Genomic DNA, 15,008 nt, shown 5'->3' with positions numbered 1-15,008 from the left:
AATTTTGTTTTAATTTGTTTTTCTAGTCTGGAGATATTCACATAACTGTTCAGCGAACATATCAGCTTTTAGGTGATTTTTCATTGTTCTTGATTGAATCTCGGAATTTTTTATCATCTGTCTAATTTCTTCTAAAAGAATAACCTTCAATTGCTCATCTAGGTTTTTCAAAGCTTGGATATCAGCATATATTTTGGCTTTTTCTATCACAGAACCCTTTAAAATCACCCACATTTCCTGTCCCACATCAGTCCGCAGGTCTTGTAATTTTAATAACTTTGTTATCGAATATTGCGCTCTCAATCCCAGGAATTCAGCAATTTCATTCATTGCTAATTTTTGACATTGAGATAATTCCAGAGCAGTTAAAAACATCTTGGATTTATCGCCTTTTTTGCGTTCTAAATATCTGACTCGTGATTCTATAACTTGAGCTAAAGCTTGTTGTAAACCAAGCTGAAATTGATGGCGATAAAACTTCAAGAATTCGGTTTGTTCGTCGTTTTCTTCTAAAATAGTATTAGTCTCAGGAGCCGGAATTTCCTCTATCAAAGAATTATACTTGCCTCCATACACAGCGTCTAGAGAACTTGTCTGTACAGAACCACCCCGAACATAAATTCGGTACTCACGCAATTGAGCAGCCAGCTTTTGTAGCTTCTGACTCAAAACCTCAATCTCAAAAAGTTGCCCTGTATGCTTTTGAATATCTTGAGCGATATCTTGTAATTGTTGAGTATCAGGCGCAATACATTTACTCCTCAGACCTTTTCTCCGTTGTTGCAGTCTTTGCAAGCGGTAGATATTATGATAGCTTTCTAAAATAGATTGCGCTTCTTTAATTGCTGTGTCACTCAAACCGCCCTGGCTAAAAACATGAAATTCTTTGAAAATGCGCTCTAATTGTTTAGGTTGAGTATCATTTAGAATCGCCCAATTACTAATTAAATAAACACCACATTCTAACAAAAATTTATTCAATTCAGGGTGTTGCTTTAATTTCATGATCGCCCAAGTAGTTAGACTACTTTGTTGCGGATCAAAACTCTGAAGAATTTTTTGCGAGAAGCATTGATATACACCGACTGATAATTTACCATCATCATCCAGGACATAAGGGAACAGATCACTAGCAGTAAAATTATGGTTTTGACCAAATTTCCTTTCTAATTGGAGACATCCTTGCTCGATAATCCAAGATAGAAAACACAGCAAACAACGTTCTGCGAACAAAGCGGTATCGCCAGAACGATGACGATACAAATCTAGCAATTGACGCTGGATGTACGTATCTGGTACATCATCTGATGTCAACTGCTCAAATAGTTGTGTGTAAAACGACTTCGCAGCAGGTATCTCTTGAGTTTTCCGGTTCCCTCCTGCATCAATCCTTACCAATTGCCAATATCTTGAAGCCTCGCTCATAAGTATTTGTATTTATTGGTCATTGTTAATTGTCACATTGCCGATGCTCCTCAAAGCAAGTCCAGGCATTTTTTGAGATTCCATACTAAGTATCTGATTTAACAGTTATCTTAAGCATTCATTTTTTAGTACTTCTGAATAAATTGACCTTATGCAATTTTGCGCCAGTCTCTGCTACTGAAAAATTGCATATCCTCCAAATCCTCAGAAATAAACATATCCAGCAAAATTAATTCCAAGTTCGTAGTTGTTTAGTTAATTAGTTTAGTCAAATTCTGGCGGACAAAGTTCTGAGATGGCTAACTCCCAACCTGGAAGGAACTCTAGTATTACCAATTTATCGTTTTCTTTCAACACAACTGATTCAAGGTTATGGCGGTAAACTGTCACCAAAAGTTTGTCTGGGGAGGATACCCACTGTAGAACCAAGTTCGAGAAATAGCTTAATTTTCTCTTCTAATGGCTTGATGCGGTCACTTTTAGATTTCACCTCAATAGCGAGATCAGGTACTCACTCCCCCACCGGAAACCGCCGCATCATTTCCTGCAAGCTCACCGCCTCACCATCCGGCGTATACACAGTGTCCCCCGACATAGCAATCACAATCCTGTTTTTCCTTGCCCACTCAAACCAAGCGATCGCACCAGACTTGGCCTGTTGTGCTTCCGGTTTCCTACCTTCCTTGCAAGCAGCCACAAATACGGCTTCGGGTGACTTAATCCCTTTCCAAGTCCGTATCGCCTCCTTCAAATACGCGATCGCCCCTGGTACATTTGCCCAGCACCGCTTAACTGTACGTTGAATCTCTGTATTAAGCCGAAACTGGGGTGTACAAGGTATTTCCCTCAACTGTTGCAACACTTCCTGAACCTCTTGGTTACTGGGTTGGATTGACTTTTCTACACGCTCAAAAGCACAATCATCATCACCAAAGTCTTCCTCACAAAAATTCGACACAGCAGGGGCGGCGGAAGAATGATCCTCATAAGTATCTGTCTCGGTAGTTGAGTCAACCTGTTCTATCTCTTCAACGAAGTGAGTAATTTCGGGTAACTCTAGTTCTGCGGTTTGACAAACCCCTTCCTGGCCATAGTCCAAAATCTCGTTTTCCAAGTCCTCACTTTTTTCAAGCTCAACAGCAGAGTGTTGCTGTGGCTTTGAAACTTCTGGATGGGATCTGTGGTATTGTTCTACAGCGAACGTCGAATGTTCAGTTTTGCACCTGCCAAGTTCCAACAGCTTATTCAGTACATCGAAGTTCAATTTATACTGCCACGTCCGATCCTGCCCGTTACCTGGATTCTTCTGCTTTGAGATAATGCCCATCTCGTCAAGCAGTGAGATCGCACTTCGGATCACATGAAGACTATGCTCACCCATTAGGTCAAGATAGATTTTCTTTAGGGGCTGATAAATCCAGGTAGTGCGGTGGTTCTTGAGTTTCCACTTTGTCCAGTGCCGGAAATATTCAATCAGCTTGGCCGCACAAAAATTACCTGTGATATCAAGATATTCCCGGCGCAGAATGACCAGGATAGAGAATCTGTCAGTAGATGCAATGCTACTCATATTCCACCTTATATAATTTGTAAAAACTGACTGGCTAAAACGGCATATTTTCTTGGTCTTCAACGGGAGCTTGTGACCAAAATTCGCGGAGTTGTTGACGTTTTGCTGCCTGGAATTGCTGTTTCTCTTCGGGCGACACTTCACCTATCAGATGCGCTACTTCATCGCGTTGCTTCTGCTTCATTTGTTCAGTGGTCACAGCAGGTAAAGCCAAGGTTTCATTTTTTGTAGATGGACGAAAGTTGCGGCGACGGAATAAAAACCTGAAGTGGCGTTTATCTTGCGGGGGTAGACTTCGCCATACATCCTCATCCCAACCAGGGGGTACAAAATCAGATGACGGAGGTAAAAGGGTTTGAACTTGGGCTTGTAGCTGGGCGAAATTTTGTTGTAGTTCCCGAATTTGTTGCTGTAGCTGAGGAATTAGCTGGACTGATTCTTTGGCAATGGTTTCGCATTGCAGAAAGTATTTGCGAATCTGTCTACCTTGTTCACTCTTTGACAGCATCCCCATTTCTTTGAAGCATTCAGTTGTCAAATAAATTTTTTCGGTTGGTCTACCTGCTTTTGAATTTTCCACATTAATGTGGAAAATATCGTGTGGTAAGGCTTCTGGCGATTCGTCTTCGGGTTGTACGAAATAATCGAAGTTTTGTTCAAAGTATGCAGTCAGCATTCGCTTGGCACTATCTTTTCGGCTATATCCCAGCACTGACCAAGCCCAATCAAAATCGATAATCTGGTTGCTGTTGTGCAACTGTTGAGCGATTTCGAGCGTAAATTCTGGTGTCATAAAATTATTCGTGGTAAAGGTTAATATTTGGCGCATGAAAATATCGGCAGCACTTGAGCCGTACTGCTTTTTGAATTCAAAATGCAAAATTCAGAATGCAAAATTAATTTTGAATTTTGAATTTTAAATTTTTAATTGATTGGTTGTTTCTTGCCAGAACCGCAGTTCGTCCTTAAAATAGCGGTCAGTCTTCTTGGGCTTGTCTTTCCAGTGATCCCACGCCACCCAAACCTCATCCCCCATGTCTTCGATGACTTCACCTCTTTTTGGGTATAAGGCGCAGTAAATATCAGCGTGTGCAACAATTGAACCTAATCTAATCTCGTTAGAAGAACCAGACTCGGTAATGACTTCTTCAGGAACCATTGGTTCCGTAATTTGGGATGATTCGGCTTTCTCCAGGGCAGTGATTAAGTCAATTTCTTTCGGTGTTAACTCCGCCCAGTAGTCAGCTTTAATAACCTCGTACTCTTGGGCAACTTCTAAATAATCCCACCAGCTACACCCAGGCTTGGACAGCACAGCCCGAATATCACTAACTGCTTGCGGTAGTAGTTGTAGTTGTTCAGCCCGATATGCGATCGCGGATGGTGTCGGCTCACTCCCTAGAATTAACGCCGCAGCTTGCAGGGCGTGGGTATTGTTCATAGCTGTGGCCAGATTACCTAAAGCTATACCCATCAGTCGCAAGCACTCTTGGGCATTCTCCTTTGGTGGTTCCTGGGCAAGCGATCGCAGATCAATAGTTTGGTCTAAAGCTTGCTTAACCTGCTTGTTCAAGGCTTTGGTTGCTTGCTTAGTAAGAGTATTGCCCCATTCCTGAGCCGGACGTTCTTCTACAGCACGTTCCAATTCTTGAATACGCCCTTTTAGACGCTGATTTTCCAGTTCTAGCTGCCTTAGCCCTTCTAATTCAAAGAGCCGATGCTGTAGCTGGATGTTTTCTTGTTTCTGCTGCTGAAACAGGTTTTGTAAAGTGGTGAGTTGTTCTTGTACTTGTTCCTGGGCTTGGGTCGTTGCTTCCGCCTGTAACCCAATCCTCAAATCCTGTTCCAGTCGCTCAAGTTCCTGCTGGTGCTGTTGCTTGAGTTGTGCGATCGCTTCGGTGTACTCTTTGGGGTAAGTTCGCTCAGGGGTAAATGACTCAACAGCGTCATTACTCAAATCAGCATTATTGACCAGTTCCCTGCTACCATCCTCAAACGTGACAATCTGCTGTCTTTGATTGGGTGGGTCTGCTGAGATGCTTCCTGATTGCCCGTGTCTTGGATGAGTTGGTGACGTAACCGTGACTGTGTTCACGTTAGGAACCACTGGTTCCTGAGTAGGGTGCAATATTGGTTCTTCAATTTTAGGAACCAATGGTTCCTGAATTTTTTGCCGTGGTAGCCGAGGAAGTACCTTATTCGCCGCAGATGCAAAGTCTGATTCGCTGGGTGAGGGATTATCTTGCAGCGCGATCGCAACAGCTTGTTTTAGTTTCTCTGGTTCCTTGACCAAACGCAGCAGTGAACGGGCTTGACGTTCATTTCTGATGTGTTCGCCCAATTCATCGGCTGTGTCCCTGACTTTCTTGGCTCCCAGCAGTTGGTTGATGCGTCGATATCCACCCCAGGCGGATAACTCAGCTTGGCAGTATTCCTCAAAACTTTGATAGCCAGCTTCACGGTAAAGCTGTTGTTCTCGCATTTCGAGAATCTCATCAACTGCTTGCCATTCAAATCTGTCAATGGCAGTGAAGGTTTCTTTGATGCTGGTGTTGACGACACTGTAAGGAAGCGTTGATGTTTTTTCTAGTGTCAGCATATTTCTTGCCCACTATGGTAAACGCACAAAAACAAACAGGGTATGCAATTTAACCAAAGTGAGTATTTAGCTGAACTTTGGACTACACCAAAAATGTGTCAGCATGATAGTTAGCTCACTTTGTGGCGAACAGATTGAGTCGGCGATCGCATTGCTTGGACGGCTGGCGATCGTCTTTTGATTTTGATTGTCCGTTTGTTGACAATCTATAGTGATGTTATCACTATTTTTTCAATATGAACCAGGAACTATAAAAACAAAGCCCGCTCATTGACTGGCGGGCTTGTCTGGTTTCAGCAGGTCTATTAATTGTGAATGTTTCTGCCTGAGAGAATCGTTCTCTTCTCTCAGGCGGGTAATTCCCCCACGAGTAACGATTCTTGTTGCAAAGATTTACGTTCTAAAGCCTCGATTCGCTTCTTCAGGTCGATAACGTCCACCTTTTCTGTTTCATCAAGGTAATCATCAATCCATGAAATCAAGACTTCAGTGATTGTTTTGCCTTCATTACGAACTTTTTCAGCAAATCTTGTCTTCCTATCTTGGTCAACCTGAATTTGAATGAACACTCGTTCTGAAGATGCTTTTGAGCCTTTGGTCATGCTTGTTTAACTCCTAAGTCATAGATATTAGCTTATCAATGACTTGTTGTAATGACAATTTCATGAAAAACGTATTGACAATGTAGTGATAATATCATAAATTAAAGATAAGAACAGCAACAGCTTGTTCTTACATGGCAAAATCTCCAAACATTCAAGTTCACACCCATAATGAGCAAATCTTGTCAAAACAGCCACCAAGAACAGAAGCAATCAACTGTTCTAACTGCTAGTTCTGATTTTTAATGTACGGCTTCGCCAAATTTCCATGAGTGCGTTGTGGTTCCCCACAACGTTCGTAAAAATTAAAAGCGACCGCTCCTGTCTGGTAAACACAGCGATCGCTTTCTTCCTTAACGGAGATTAATATTATGACTTACACAACCTATACACAGCAAGAAGTCAATGAGCAAACCGTTGCTCAAAGTGAGTTTGACCAGTACCTTGCAACTCAATCCCAGGCAATCGCCCCCGAACCCCTCACCACAGTCGAGATTAACTCCCACCACTTCGAGATTTACGCCGGAAAATGGCTGGTTGCATACATCACTTATAATTATGACGAGTTCGTAACACAACCTTGGATAGTCATGGTGAATGGCGTTGAGAAATTCCGCCACAACACCCAAGCATGGTGTCACCGCTTCATCGAATGGCACTACAAGGATGGAACCCTGAACCCCCAACCAAGCGCAGATGTCCTAGAAGTACCGTTCATCTCAGAAATCTCATTCTACGACCAAGAAGTATTGGCAGATGGTGAACTGGTGGCCAGCGTGAGTTACAGCCATGACGACCAGCAAAACTCTTACTGGCAAGTCATGATCAACAACATGGAAATCTTTACAGATTCTACTCCGGTAAGATGTCACAGTTACGTCAAGCAGCAGTATCAAGCGGGGTTATTACCAGTACAGAAACCGTTTGAAGAACCCTGCACCACCGGAAACGAAATCATGGTGCAGATTGCCCAGGCTTGTGAAAACTTTGGCTTGGAATTGCTGGATGATGGAATCTACAGAGGCGACGAGAAGTTAGGCGAAGTTGGAGAAACCAAAGGTGCTTGGTGGTTTGTTCGCGCCAATGAATCCTCTGAAAAAGCACCCTGTGACTCTGCGATGGATGCTGTCTATTGGCTGTCTATGGTCGATACTCTACCCTCTGCTGAAGCTTTGGATTACGAGCAGTTGTTAAACCTGCCATTTGACCAACTGACAAGTGTGCAATGGGAACGGCTGCTGGAGTATGAGCCAGTGCTAGAGTTGGTCGCTGCTTAAATCAGGGAAAGGGTTAAAGGGGAAAGGTTAAAGGATAGTTCTTTATTCCCTTCCCCCTTGCCCTTTTCCCCTTCCCCAATCATTCACTAATTAAAACAATGGAACCCACAGTATCAATTCCGCAAGGTTGGCAATACCCTCGCTTTGGCTTTGGGCAACGCACTGAACGGGGTCAAATCATAGGACTTAAATACTATGAAGAAGACACATATTTAGCTAATGAATATGGTGTAGGTTGGCGTTACATTCTGCTACCTGATAAGCATACCGAAGATGAAGAACATCGTACCGAAGATGAAATTAAACTGCTCTCACCGCAGGAATTAAAAACAACGTTAGAAGCAGAAATCCAGAATCATCAGCGTCAAATTCAATCACTAAAACATCAATTAGATGCTATTCCTGCAATTGTTTTAGCTGCTAACTCTACTGACGAAGAACCCACCCAACAACCCCAGGAACCGCGTTATCCATCTCTGCATGATTTGGTTAATGGTGCAAAGTTCCTCATTCAAGAAATTGCCAAACACCCCGATTATCTAACACTTGGATATCAGCCAGACCTGACTATTGGTGATGCTGATACTGCGCTTTCTTATCTGGAAGTAGAACTTGAGCCTCCAGAAAATAGCAGATGAACTCTGTGGTGGCGATTTGTAATTGAATCGCTACCTCAAAATATTAATTCTATTTTGATAAATATTTAGAGGTTTATCAATGTGTACTAAATGGGCAGAAAAAGAACTAGCAACCCTCGAAGAAATGGCCGAGATGTACACTCCCGAACAAATAGTTTTTCGGCTTAAAAGACGCGGTTATAATCGCACAGTATCAGCAGTTAAGAATAAATTGTATTCTTTGGGGTATTCTATACGTCCTACCCTTGATAATTACAGTTGCAGTGAAATTGCAAAAAATCTTTGCTTACATCCAACTACTATTATTTACTGGATAAAGCAGGGCTGGCTGAAAGCTAAAAAACGTTCTGTTAGTTGTTATCAAGTCAAAAGCCGGGATTTAAAACGCTTTTTCAAGAACCCTCCTAAATCAATGCAGAAGCGGATTGCGGCGATAGATCCGCAAGTTGTTCGGTATTTGGTGGGGTAGACATTTTTGTAGTAAAACTGAGGGTTTTGAAAGATAATTGATGAGGTGAAATAAATGCCGACTCTCACGTATGTTAAAGGATTACCAACTCCAGCAGAAGAATTAAATAGTTTAGGACTCACAAAGTTTGAGATGTTTCTGACTGCTTACAGTTCGGTGTTTCATAAAGCAGCGTGTGAGACAGCTAATCACCTCTTAACAGTAAATAGCTTTCATAATTCTAGTTGGAATACTCATTTACAGAAGACTTATGGCATATCAAGGCGACACGCCACTGGTGTAATTAAATTTACTGAAGGTGCTGTTAATTCTTCTAAAGAAAGTCGTAAGCTCCACATCAAAACACTGGAAGGTAAACTAAAATCGCTCAACTCTTGGATTACCAAATCAGAGAAAAAATTATCTGACTCTGCTAAGTTTTACGCTAAAAAGAACTGGCGTAATTCTAAAACAGGATGCCGCTTTCCACTGTCTTGTTCTCTGAGATTCCGTAACACTAATTGGAACAACTTACGCTTTCAGATTCACAATAAAAAACGTCGGGCTTACAAATTATCTCAACAAATCGAACACTTAATAACAGCCCCCATTCAAATAGTTATTCCTAGAGATCAGGTATTTATAGTTGGTTCTAAGAGTGAAAGTTTTGGTAATTCAGCCTGTCAATGGGACGGTAATATCATTAAATTCCGTGTTCCAGCTTGTCTAGAATCAAAGTTTGGTAAACAAGTCATAACAAAGCTAGGCAACTTTGACCGCAATATCAACAGATTGCCCAAAGATGGTGCTAAGACATGGCACTTCTACTACAAGCACAACAAATGGAATGCAGCAGTAAAATTTACACCAGTACCAATTGAGCGTGTTTCTCGCCATTGTGCTTATGGCTGTATTGGGATTGATATGAATCCTGGCTCTATTGGCTGGGCATACATTGATAAAGATGGTAATCTCAAATCTCATGGTCAAATCCCGCTACAGATGGGACTGCCATCAGGCAAACAAGACGCGCAGATTGTTCATGCTTGCTTACATCTGGCGAGATTAGCCACAATATTTGCTTGTCCGATTGTTTGTGAAGAATTAGACTTTTCTAGTAAAAAAGAGGAATTAAGAGAACGTGGAAGAAAGTATGCCCGGATGCTTTCTGGTTGGGCTTATAACCGTTTTTATCAATTATTAGACAGTATTTTAAGTAATCGTGGCATTTACTTGATGAAAGTGAATCCCGCTTACACCAGTTTAATTGGTTTAGTTAAATATGCACGCCAGTACGGTTTAGCCAGTGATGAAGCTGCTGCTTTAGCCATTGCTAGACGTGGTATGCGATTGACGGAAAATCTTCCAGGCTCTATAACCGCCTATCTGTCCGTGAAGGATGGAAAGCACGTATGGAGCCTGTGGAATCAACTAAATAGATTAATTCGGAAATCTAGCATTAAGCGTCACAGTTTCTATGCTATCTCTAACTGGGGGTCTTTGGTCAAGCAATGGTCAGAGAAATCTGACAAGAGCAAGCAAAGGCGTTAAAGACGATTTCCTAAGAAGATAAACCGCTAACTTCTCTCTACATAGATTTGGGCTTTACTGCCCTGATATGTGTAGCTTTTTATAAGCGGCAACGGCAAACCGGAGGTAATGGCATCTTCGACACTAAGGATAACCTTGAGTCTCAGTATGCAGAGTACGCGCTGTACGAACTCTTTAAGCAGATATTCCAAGGTCGATTTTACGAAGTGCCTTTGGGCAAGTTCGAGCAGATGACGGGTTTATCTCTGACTTCTCACGAAGGCGGGATGAAGATAGATTTACCACCGTTGCGACAGTTCCTCAATCGCTTGCTGGCTTTGACAATCGGGATGCAAAACGTGATTTTCGAGCGTTTTGAACTGTTGTTGAGTCAACAGATTGAAACTGCGATCGCCAATGGTACTTTTGAAATCGGAGTAGAAACGCTTCGGGCTGAACGGTTCACTGTGGAAAGCTGCGAAACCGTATATACTCACCCTGCTACTGGTAGCGTAACTAACTACCTAAAGATAGAACGCACCCAAAGGAACAACATCAAAACGGCTGCCGAAATGTTGGAGTTTTCAACTCAGCACCAGGGGCGGTTCTTGATCAATGAAAAATCTGGTCAAGCCGCAGTATCAATTCCTACGCATAGTGTATTCGATGGTGATGGTAGTGTAGTACCTAGAGTGTTGCTAGTACGACCACAAAATCAAATGCGCGTACCTGTTGAGAGATTAGAATCGTCCACCTGGAAACAAGTTTCAATACAGGAGTTTGTTACAGCTTGGTCAAAGGAAGTAGACGAACTACCCAGATTCACAACTGACTACTTGCACTTGGTCACAGGAATCCTACTACCAATTTGGAAAGTTCTGCCACAGAAGAACAGCCGGGTGTTTCGGTTGCAAACCAGCGATGGTCAGAAAATTCTGGGGCGTGTGGTTCATGCTTCAGACATCCAGACCGTTACTGAACAGCTTGGGCTGAAGAACACGCTGCTTTCTCCACAAGAGTTAGTATCTCTGGTTCTCAACGAAGGCTATTCTCAGCAATTGCCCGGAGGCGTAACGTTGCGTCGCTCTTACATTGCTGGTGAACCTCGCTTGGAATTGCTTGAAGCTCTTTCCCTCGCAGAGAGACTTGTGGCTAAGGGTTGTTTCACCGAAATTATAAATTGGCGTAAGCGGGTATTTGTGCCAACTAGAGATAAAGCTGCTGATGTGCTGGCGGCAGTGATAGGCATTTTGGGTTAACTGGCTTGAGCCACTTTCTTAGTCCTGGATTTCTCTCTTGTGAGAAATCCAGGGGTGTGGGAGGGGTGGGGAGTGTGGGAGGATGGTGAAAAAATCTTTCCCCCCACACTCCCCACACTCCCCTCTCTCCACACCCGCTACCCATACGTGAGAAATTCGGGTTAGTAGAGTGGCTTATTTTTTTCTAACAATTTCGCTTCGCACATTTTTGGTGAAGTATTGCAGAATAAAACAAAATGTGGACTCCACCATTTAACTTAGAATTGAGTGAAGTTGAAGAATTTCGCCTTCTAACCTTAATTCCAAATCAGCCAAACCCAGAAAGACTCTTCGACAGTCGCTATCACGAGTCTAAAATTCAATTTACCTTAAATTTTGCACCTTCATTATCCCGTGTTGAGGCTTGGGCTTTATCAATGTATTTAGGCCCGACATATTACTATCGCAATATCAATTTAAGTTTGGTAAATGCTTTAACTTCTGATGAAGAACCAGAGAAATTCTTACTTGTAGCCAAAGCAGCGACAATTGCACTTCTAAAAATTCCCGCAATTACAACAGATGAATTACAAGCTTTGCCTCAACCTACTCCAAGCGAATATCAATATCTCAAACGGTACAAGAAATTGTCAAGAGAAAGACTTGATAAATATAAATTAGGAAAAACAATTACTGAAACCACTTTTACTAGTACAACTTACTGGCAAGATGTTGTAGGATTGATGCAAAGATATAGCCAAGAGGCAACTGCGGTTTTTCACATCAATCCTAACCCTGCCTCCAAAGGCAGATATGTTGACCCGATTAAACGTGCAAACCGCGAGGGAGAAATCTTGTTTCCTCCACATACTCGATTTCAAGTAAGTAATGTCAAGTCTCAACAATATCCAGTCACTACATCAGGAGAAATTCGTGAACTAGTGGTTATTGAACTTGATGAACTTTGAGCAATTTTCAGCAGATTAATAGTCAGTTATTTATAATATAAGTAACTGACCAAGGTTTTTTATTCATCAACACAGGAGAAATTTTATGATTGACACAACTGAAATCAATAGTACCACAACCCAACCAGAAGATAGTTCTGAAGGTGGAATAACTGGACGTTGGGAATCAGAAGACGAAGCAGATGGTACTGTTTTTGAAGAAGAAGATTAAGCTGAAATCAGTGTAAAAAGCTAATTAATAAAAGCCCCATTTTCGGGCTTTTATTTTTCTAAAACATTGTGATTCTTCGGTTCTTTTTATGGTGGAGCATTAAAATTACAGTTTCATAGAAAAGCTCAAAAACTTAAAACTAAGTCACAATAACAAATATAGGTTCTCTTTGGATTTTATTTATTATTCTGTTCCATAAAATTTCCTGACAAGCAAACATTTTAAACCTAACTATCAAAAGTTTTCACCCAATTTCCCGTTAAAAACACAAAAGTAATCTGCAAAGTCAGGTAAGCAGTAAATTGCCTCAAAACTTTCCGATAGCAATTAAAGAAGTCCAAGCTACTGTTGATTACGCCTACAGTTAGTTGATACAACATTTTGCATACTAAGATAGTAACGTTCCTAATTTATAACTTTTAGGTAATTAAAATTTTAAGCCAATTTTTGAATAGGTTAGCTATTTTCATTAGATTTTTCTAAATAACTCAATAAAATGATAAATTCACATAATACTTCAACAACAGGACATATCCACATTGGTTCATCAAGTTTGATTGATTTTGCTGTTTGGGTGCTTCTTATTGACGGACTCCATGTACATCCATTTGATAAGCATAGTGGTGGTAATCAAATTTTACAAAATCAGGGAATGAATATCAAATCATGGTATGATTGGTTGAAATTAATCCTTATTGCCCATGATAATCGACTGTTTTGGCACGTACCAAATATTCATGAAGCTGCCCAAGCAAGTGTAAAATCATTTCAAGAACTTTTAGAGCTTAATAGTCAAATACATAATGTCATCTGCGATGAAGAATGGCAGAATGAACAGCAGCAGTACTATTTAGAGCAGTTAAGCCAACAAGAACAATGCTATCAAGAAGCACTCGCTGATTATCTGAGTTTAAATATAAATTCAATTAGAGAAAGCACTCCTCCTCAATTGTGGGTAGGAGAACAGGCAATTCAGGGAGTATTAATTCAGCTATGGGACGAATATCAAGCATTAAAATATTCTAATTCGTTCATTAACGATATTTTGCAAACACCTAGATTATGGTCAATAGAATCAAATCTTCCAATTAATAAATATAGAGAAATTTATTTGGTTGATTACCCTTTTGAAGTGGAAATATTTGTTAAACCCATATTTTGTATTGTAACTGTACCCAATATTCCAATTAATCAAGAAAAACTAGAGTCAAGAATGAAGAGAGTTATTGAACACTCATAATTACTTTAATTACAGATCCTCCAGCTTCGCTAATAACCAATGTAGTCTTCTCCTGGAGTTCCACGTATGTCCGATCTCGAACTACAACTGCAAATGCAGATGAATGTTCAGAGAATGTTGTCCAACTTCCCAGACAACGAAACATATATCATTTTTGTCCTCAAATATTTCGAGTTCTTGATAAATTTCCCAGCAGGCAGTTTAACAAGAAGAAAACTGTGTGAGTTGATTGTAGACTTTATCCTCTACAATTATGACCCCGAAGAGTACTCGATGGCGATCGAGCAACTACAGGCTGCTATCGAGTACGCCTACAGTTGATACAACATTTTGCACTCGTCAGCTACTTTTTAGTAGCTTTATTTTTTTTGACTACTATTCTGCTTTCGACTCCAAACAAATCCTTGTAAACCTCGTAATCCCCAAAAAGCTGCATGATTACGCTCCTAGTAAATATACAACCAATTGTATTTCCTCGCTCTTCATCAATAGCAAATGCCTTAAATAAATCCTTTTTAGCCGCCTCTTTATCTCCTAAATAAAATCTCACTATTCCCATGCCACAGAAAGCTTCGGGGCAATCGGGATTTAACAATAATGCCTGTTCTAATTCTGCTAATGATTCTTCCAATCTACTAGACATAAAATAAATATTAGCTAGATTAATATAGGGTTCTACGCGGTTAGGGTCAAGCTCAATTATCTTCCTGTAATCCGCGATCGCCGCTTCAAAATCGCCAATATAATTTTTGTAAATATCCGCCCGATTTAGATAAGCTTCGAGCAAATTTGGATTGAGTGTGATCGCCTGATTATAATCTTCTACAATGCTGGGGAATTCAGACTTGTGGCAAATTTTCAAACGCGATAGACCGCGATTGTTGTAGGCTTCTGCCAGATTTGGGTTGAGGGCGATCACGCTGTCGAACATTTGAATCGCGCCCTCATATTTTTTAATACTAAACTGTACTAACCCGATTGCATTATGAACTTCTGCAAAGTTTGGATTTAGTGTTAATGCTTGCTCAAAACATTCTGCAACTGCTTTTAGATTTTTGGCTTTGAGATGTTCTAAACCTTGTTCGTAGAAAGTTTGTGCTTGTTGTAAATTTGATTCCATAAACGTTATTCGTATATTTTAAATACAATTTTATTTTATCAAGAAATATCATGATTTAAACGAATAATTTTTATCGCTTCGCTAATAACCACTGATGTCGTTTGGACAGAGGTTCCGACTATGTACAACTCTCAAATTCTCG

The 15,008-nt window shown here is 40.9% G+C and carries 15 protein-coding genes and 1 pseudogene; 9 read left to right on the top strand and 7 right to left on the bottom strand.

Annotated features, from left to right (window positions below; genetic code table 11):
* Nucleotides 1-9: 9 nt before the first annotated feature.
* The 6 genes and pseudogenes from H6G77_RS31520 to H6G77_RS31495 all read right to left on the bottom strand — a co-directional run bounded on the left by H6G77_RS31520 (nucleotide 10) and on the right by H6G77_RS31495 (nucleotide 6,196).
* Complete coding sequence (locus tag H6G77_RS31520) at nucleotides 10-1,425, bottom strand: hypothetical protein (protein ID WP_190873668.1); 1,416 nt, start codon at nucleotides 1,423-1,425, stop codon at nucleotides 10-12.
* Nucleotides 1,426-1,689: 264 nt separating this feature from the next.
* Nucleotides 1,690-1,936 (bottom strand): annotated as a pseudogene (locus tag H6G77_RS31515) (Uma2 family endonuclease); the annotation flags it as partial.
* Nucleotides 1,937-2,995 (bottom strand): hypothetical protein, encoded by a 1,059-nt coding sequence (locus H6G77_RS36020; protein ID WP_242049368.1) that lies wholly within the window; start codon nucleotides 2,993-2,995, stop codon nucleotides 1,937-1,939.
* Nucleotides 2,996-3,029: 34 nt separating this feature from the next.
* Nucleotides 3,030-3,788, bottom strand: a complete 759-nt coding sequence (locus tag H6G77_RS31505) for a hypothetical protein (RefSeq protein WP_206758064.1) — start codon at nucleotides 3,786-3,788, stop codon at nucleotides 3,030-3,032.
* Nucleotides 3,789-3,911: 123 nt separating this feature from the next.
* Nucleotides 3,912-5,594, bottom strand: a complete 1,683-nt coding sequence (locus H6G77_RS31500; RefSeq protein WP_190873666.1) for a hypothetical protein — start codon at nucleotides 5,592-5,594, stop codon at nucleotides 3,912-3,914.
* A gap of 347 nt (nucleotides 5,595-5,941) precedes the next feature.
* Nucleotides 5,942-6,196, bottom strand: coding sequence for a hypothetical protein (locus tag H6G77_RS31495; RefSeq protein WP_190873665.1), 255 nt, complete (start codon nucleotides 6,194-6,196; stop codon nucleotides 5,942-5,944).
* Between the two features lie 371 nt (nucleotides 6,197-6,567).
* On the opposite strand from H6G77_RS31495, the gene H6G77_RS31490 reads away from it, so the two are divergent.
* The 9 genes from H6G77_RS31490 to H6G77_RS31455 all read left to right on the top strand — a co-directional run bounded on the left by H6G77_RS31490 (nucleotide 6,568) and on the right by H6G77_RS31455 (nucleotide 14,067).
* Nucleotides 6,568-7,473, top strand: a complete 906-nt coding sequence (locus H6G77_RS31490) for a hypothetical protein (protein WP_242049366.1) — start codon at nucleotides 6,568-6,570, stop codon at nucleotides 7,471-7,473.
* 98 nt (nucleotides 7,474-7,571) lie between these two features.
* Nucleotides 7,572-8,111 (top strand): hypothetical protein, encoded by a 540-nt coding sequence (locus tag H6G77_RS31485; RefSeq protein ID WP_190873664.1) that lies wholly within the window; start codon nucleotides 7,572-7,574, stop codon nucleotides 8,109-8,111.
* A 79-nt stretch (nucleotides 8,112-8,190) separates the two neighbouring features.
* Nucleotides 8,191-8,580 (top strand): hypothetical protein, encoded by a 390-nt coding sequence (locus H6G77_RS31480; protein ID WP_190873663.1) that lies wholly within the window; start codon nucleotides 8,191-8,193, stop codon nucleotides 8,578-8,580.
* Between the two features lie 54 nt (nucleotides 8,581-8,634).
* Nucleotides 8,635-10,110, top strand: a complete 1,476-nt coding sequence (locus tag H6G77_RS31475) for a hypothetical protein (protein WP_190873662.1) — start codon at nucleotides 8,635-8,637, stop codon at nucleotides 10,108-10,110.
* A 47-nt stretch (nucleotides 10,111-10,157) separates the two neighbouring features.
* Nucleotides 10,158-11,348 (top strand): strawberry notch C-terminal domain-containing protein, encoded by a 1,191-nt coding sequence (locus H6G77_RS31470; protein ID WP_242048645.1) that lies wholly within the window; start codon nucleotides 10,158-10,160, stop codon nucleotides 11,346-11,348.
* A gap of 236 nt (nucleotides 11,349-11,584) precedes the next feature.
* Nucleotides 11,585-12,295 carry an ADP-ribosyltransferase gene (locus H6G77_RS31465; protein ID WP_190594174.1) on the top strand — a complete coding sequence of 237 codons (711 nt, stop codon included), beginning with the start codon at nucleotides 11,585-11,587 and terminating at the stop codon, nucleotides 12,293-12,295.
* 85 nt (nucleotides 12,296-12,380) lie between these two features.
* Nucleotides 12,381-12,506, top strand: a complete 126-nt coding sequence (locus tag H6G77_RS36405; RefSeq protein WP_277877378.1) for a hypothetical protein — start codon at nucleotides 12,381-12,383, stop codon at nucleotides 12,504-12,506.
* A gap of 496 nt (nucleotides 12,507-13,002) precedes the next feature.
* Nucleotides 13,003-13,746, top strand: coding sequence for a hypothetical protein (locus H6G77_RS31460; RefSeq protein WP_190873661.1), 744 nt, complete (start codon nucleotides 13,003-13,005; stop codon nucleotides 13,744-13,746).
* Nucleotides 13,747-13,812: 66 nt separating this feature from the next.
* Complete coding sequence (locus H6G77_RS31455) at nucleotides 13,813-14,067, top strand: hypothetical protein (RefSeq protein WP_190873660.1); 255 nt, start codon at nucleotides 13,813-13,815, stop codon at nucleotides 14,065-14,067.
* A 22-nt stretch (nucleotides 14,068-14,089) separates the two neighbouring features.
* On the opposite strand, the gene H6G77_RS31450 is transcribed toward H6G77_RS31455, so the two are convergent.
* Complete coding sequence (locus tag H6G77_RS31450; RefSeq protein WP_190595342.1) at nucleotides 14,090-14,866, bottom strand: tetratricopeptide repeat protein; 777 nt, start codon at nucleotides 14,864-14,866, stop codon at nucleotides 14,090-14,092.
* Nucleotides 14,867-15,008: the final 142 nt, after the last annotated feature.

Source organism: Aulosira sp. FACHB-615, assembly GCF_014698045.1.
Taxonomy (GTDB): Bacteria; Cyanobacteriota; Cyanobacteriia; order Cyanobacteriales; family Nostocaceae; genus Nostoc_B.
This window is presented reverse-complemented; position numbering and strand designations above follow the sequence as displayed.

Coding starts and splice junctions, on each gene's coding strand:
- H6G77_RS31520 (WP_190873668.1), bottom strand. CDS start 1,425: ATGAGCGAGGCTTCAAGATATTGGCAATTGGTAAGGATTGATGCAGGA.
- H6G77_RS36020 (WP_242049368.1), bottom strand. CDS start 2,995: ATGAGTAGCATTGCATCTACTGACAGATTCTCTATCCTGGTCATTCTG.
- H6G77_RS31505 (WP_206758064.1), bottom strand. CDS start 3,788: ATGACACCAGAATTTACGCTCGAAATCGCTCAACAGTTGCACAACAGC.
- H6G77_RS31500 (WP_190873666.1), bottom strand. CDS start 5,594: ATGCTGACACTAGAAAAAACATCAACGCTTCCTTACAGTGTCGTCAAC.
- H6G77_RS31495 (WP_190873665.1), bottom strand. CDS start 6,196: ATGACCAAAGGCTCAAAAGCATCTTCAGAACGAGTGTTCATTCAAATT.
- H6G77_RS31490 (WP_242049366.1), top strand. CDS start 6,568: ATGACTTACACAACCTATACACAGCAAGAAGTCAATGAGCAAACCGTT.
- H6G77_RS31485 (WP_190873664.1), top strand. CDS start 7,572: ATGGAACCCACAGTATCAATTCCGCAAGGTTGGCAATACCCTCGCTTT.
- H6G77_RS31480 (WP_190873663.1), top strand. CDS start 8,191: ATGTGTACTAAATGGGCAGAAAAAGAACTAGCAACCCTCGAAGAAATG.
- H6G77_RS31475 (WP_190873662.1), top strand. CDS start 8,635: ATGCCGACTCTCACGTATGTTAAAGGATTACCAACTCCAGCAGAAGAA.
- H6G77_RS31465 (WP_190594174.1), top strand. CDS start 11,585: ATGTGGACTCCACCATTTAACTTAGAATTGAGTGAAGTTGAAGAATTT.
- H6G77_RS36405 (WP_277877378.1), top strand. CDS start 12,381: ATGATTGACACAACTGAAATCAATAGTACCACAACCCAACCAGAAGAT.
- H6G77_RS31460 (WP_190873661.1), top strand. CDS start 13,003: ATGATAAATTCACATAATACTTCAACAACAGGACATATCCACATTGGT.
- H6G77_RS31455 (WP_190873660.1), top strand. CDS start 13,813: ATGTCCGATCTCGAACTACAACTGCAAATGCAGATGAATGTTCAGAGA.
- H6G77_RS31450 (WP_190595342.1), bottom strand. CDS start 14,866: ATGGAATCAAATTTACAACAAGCACAAACTTTCTACGAACAAGGTTTA.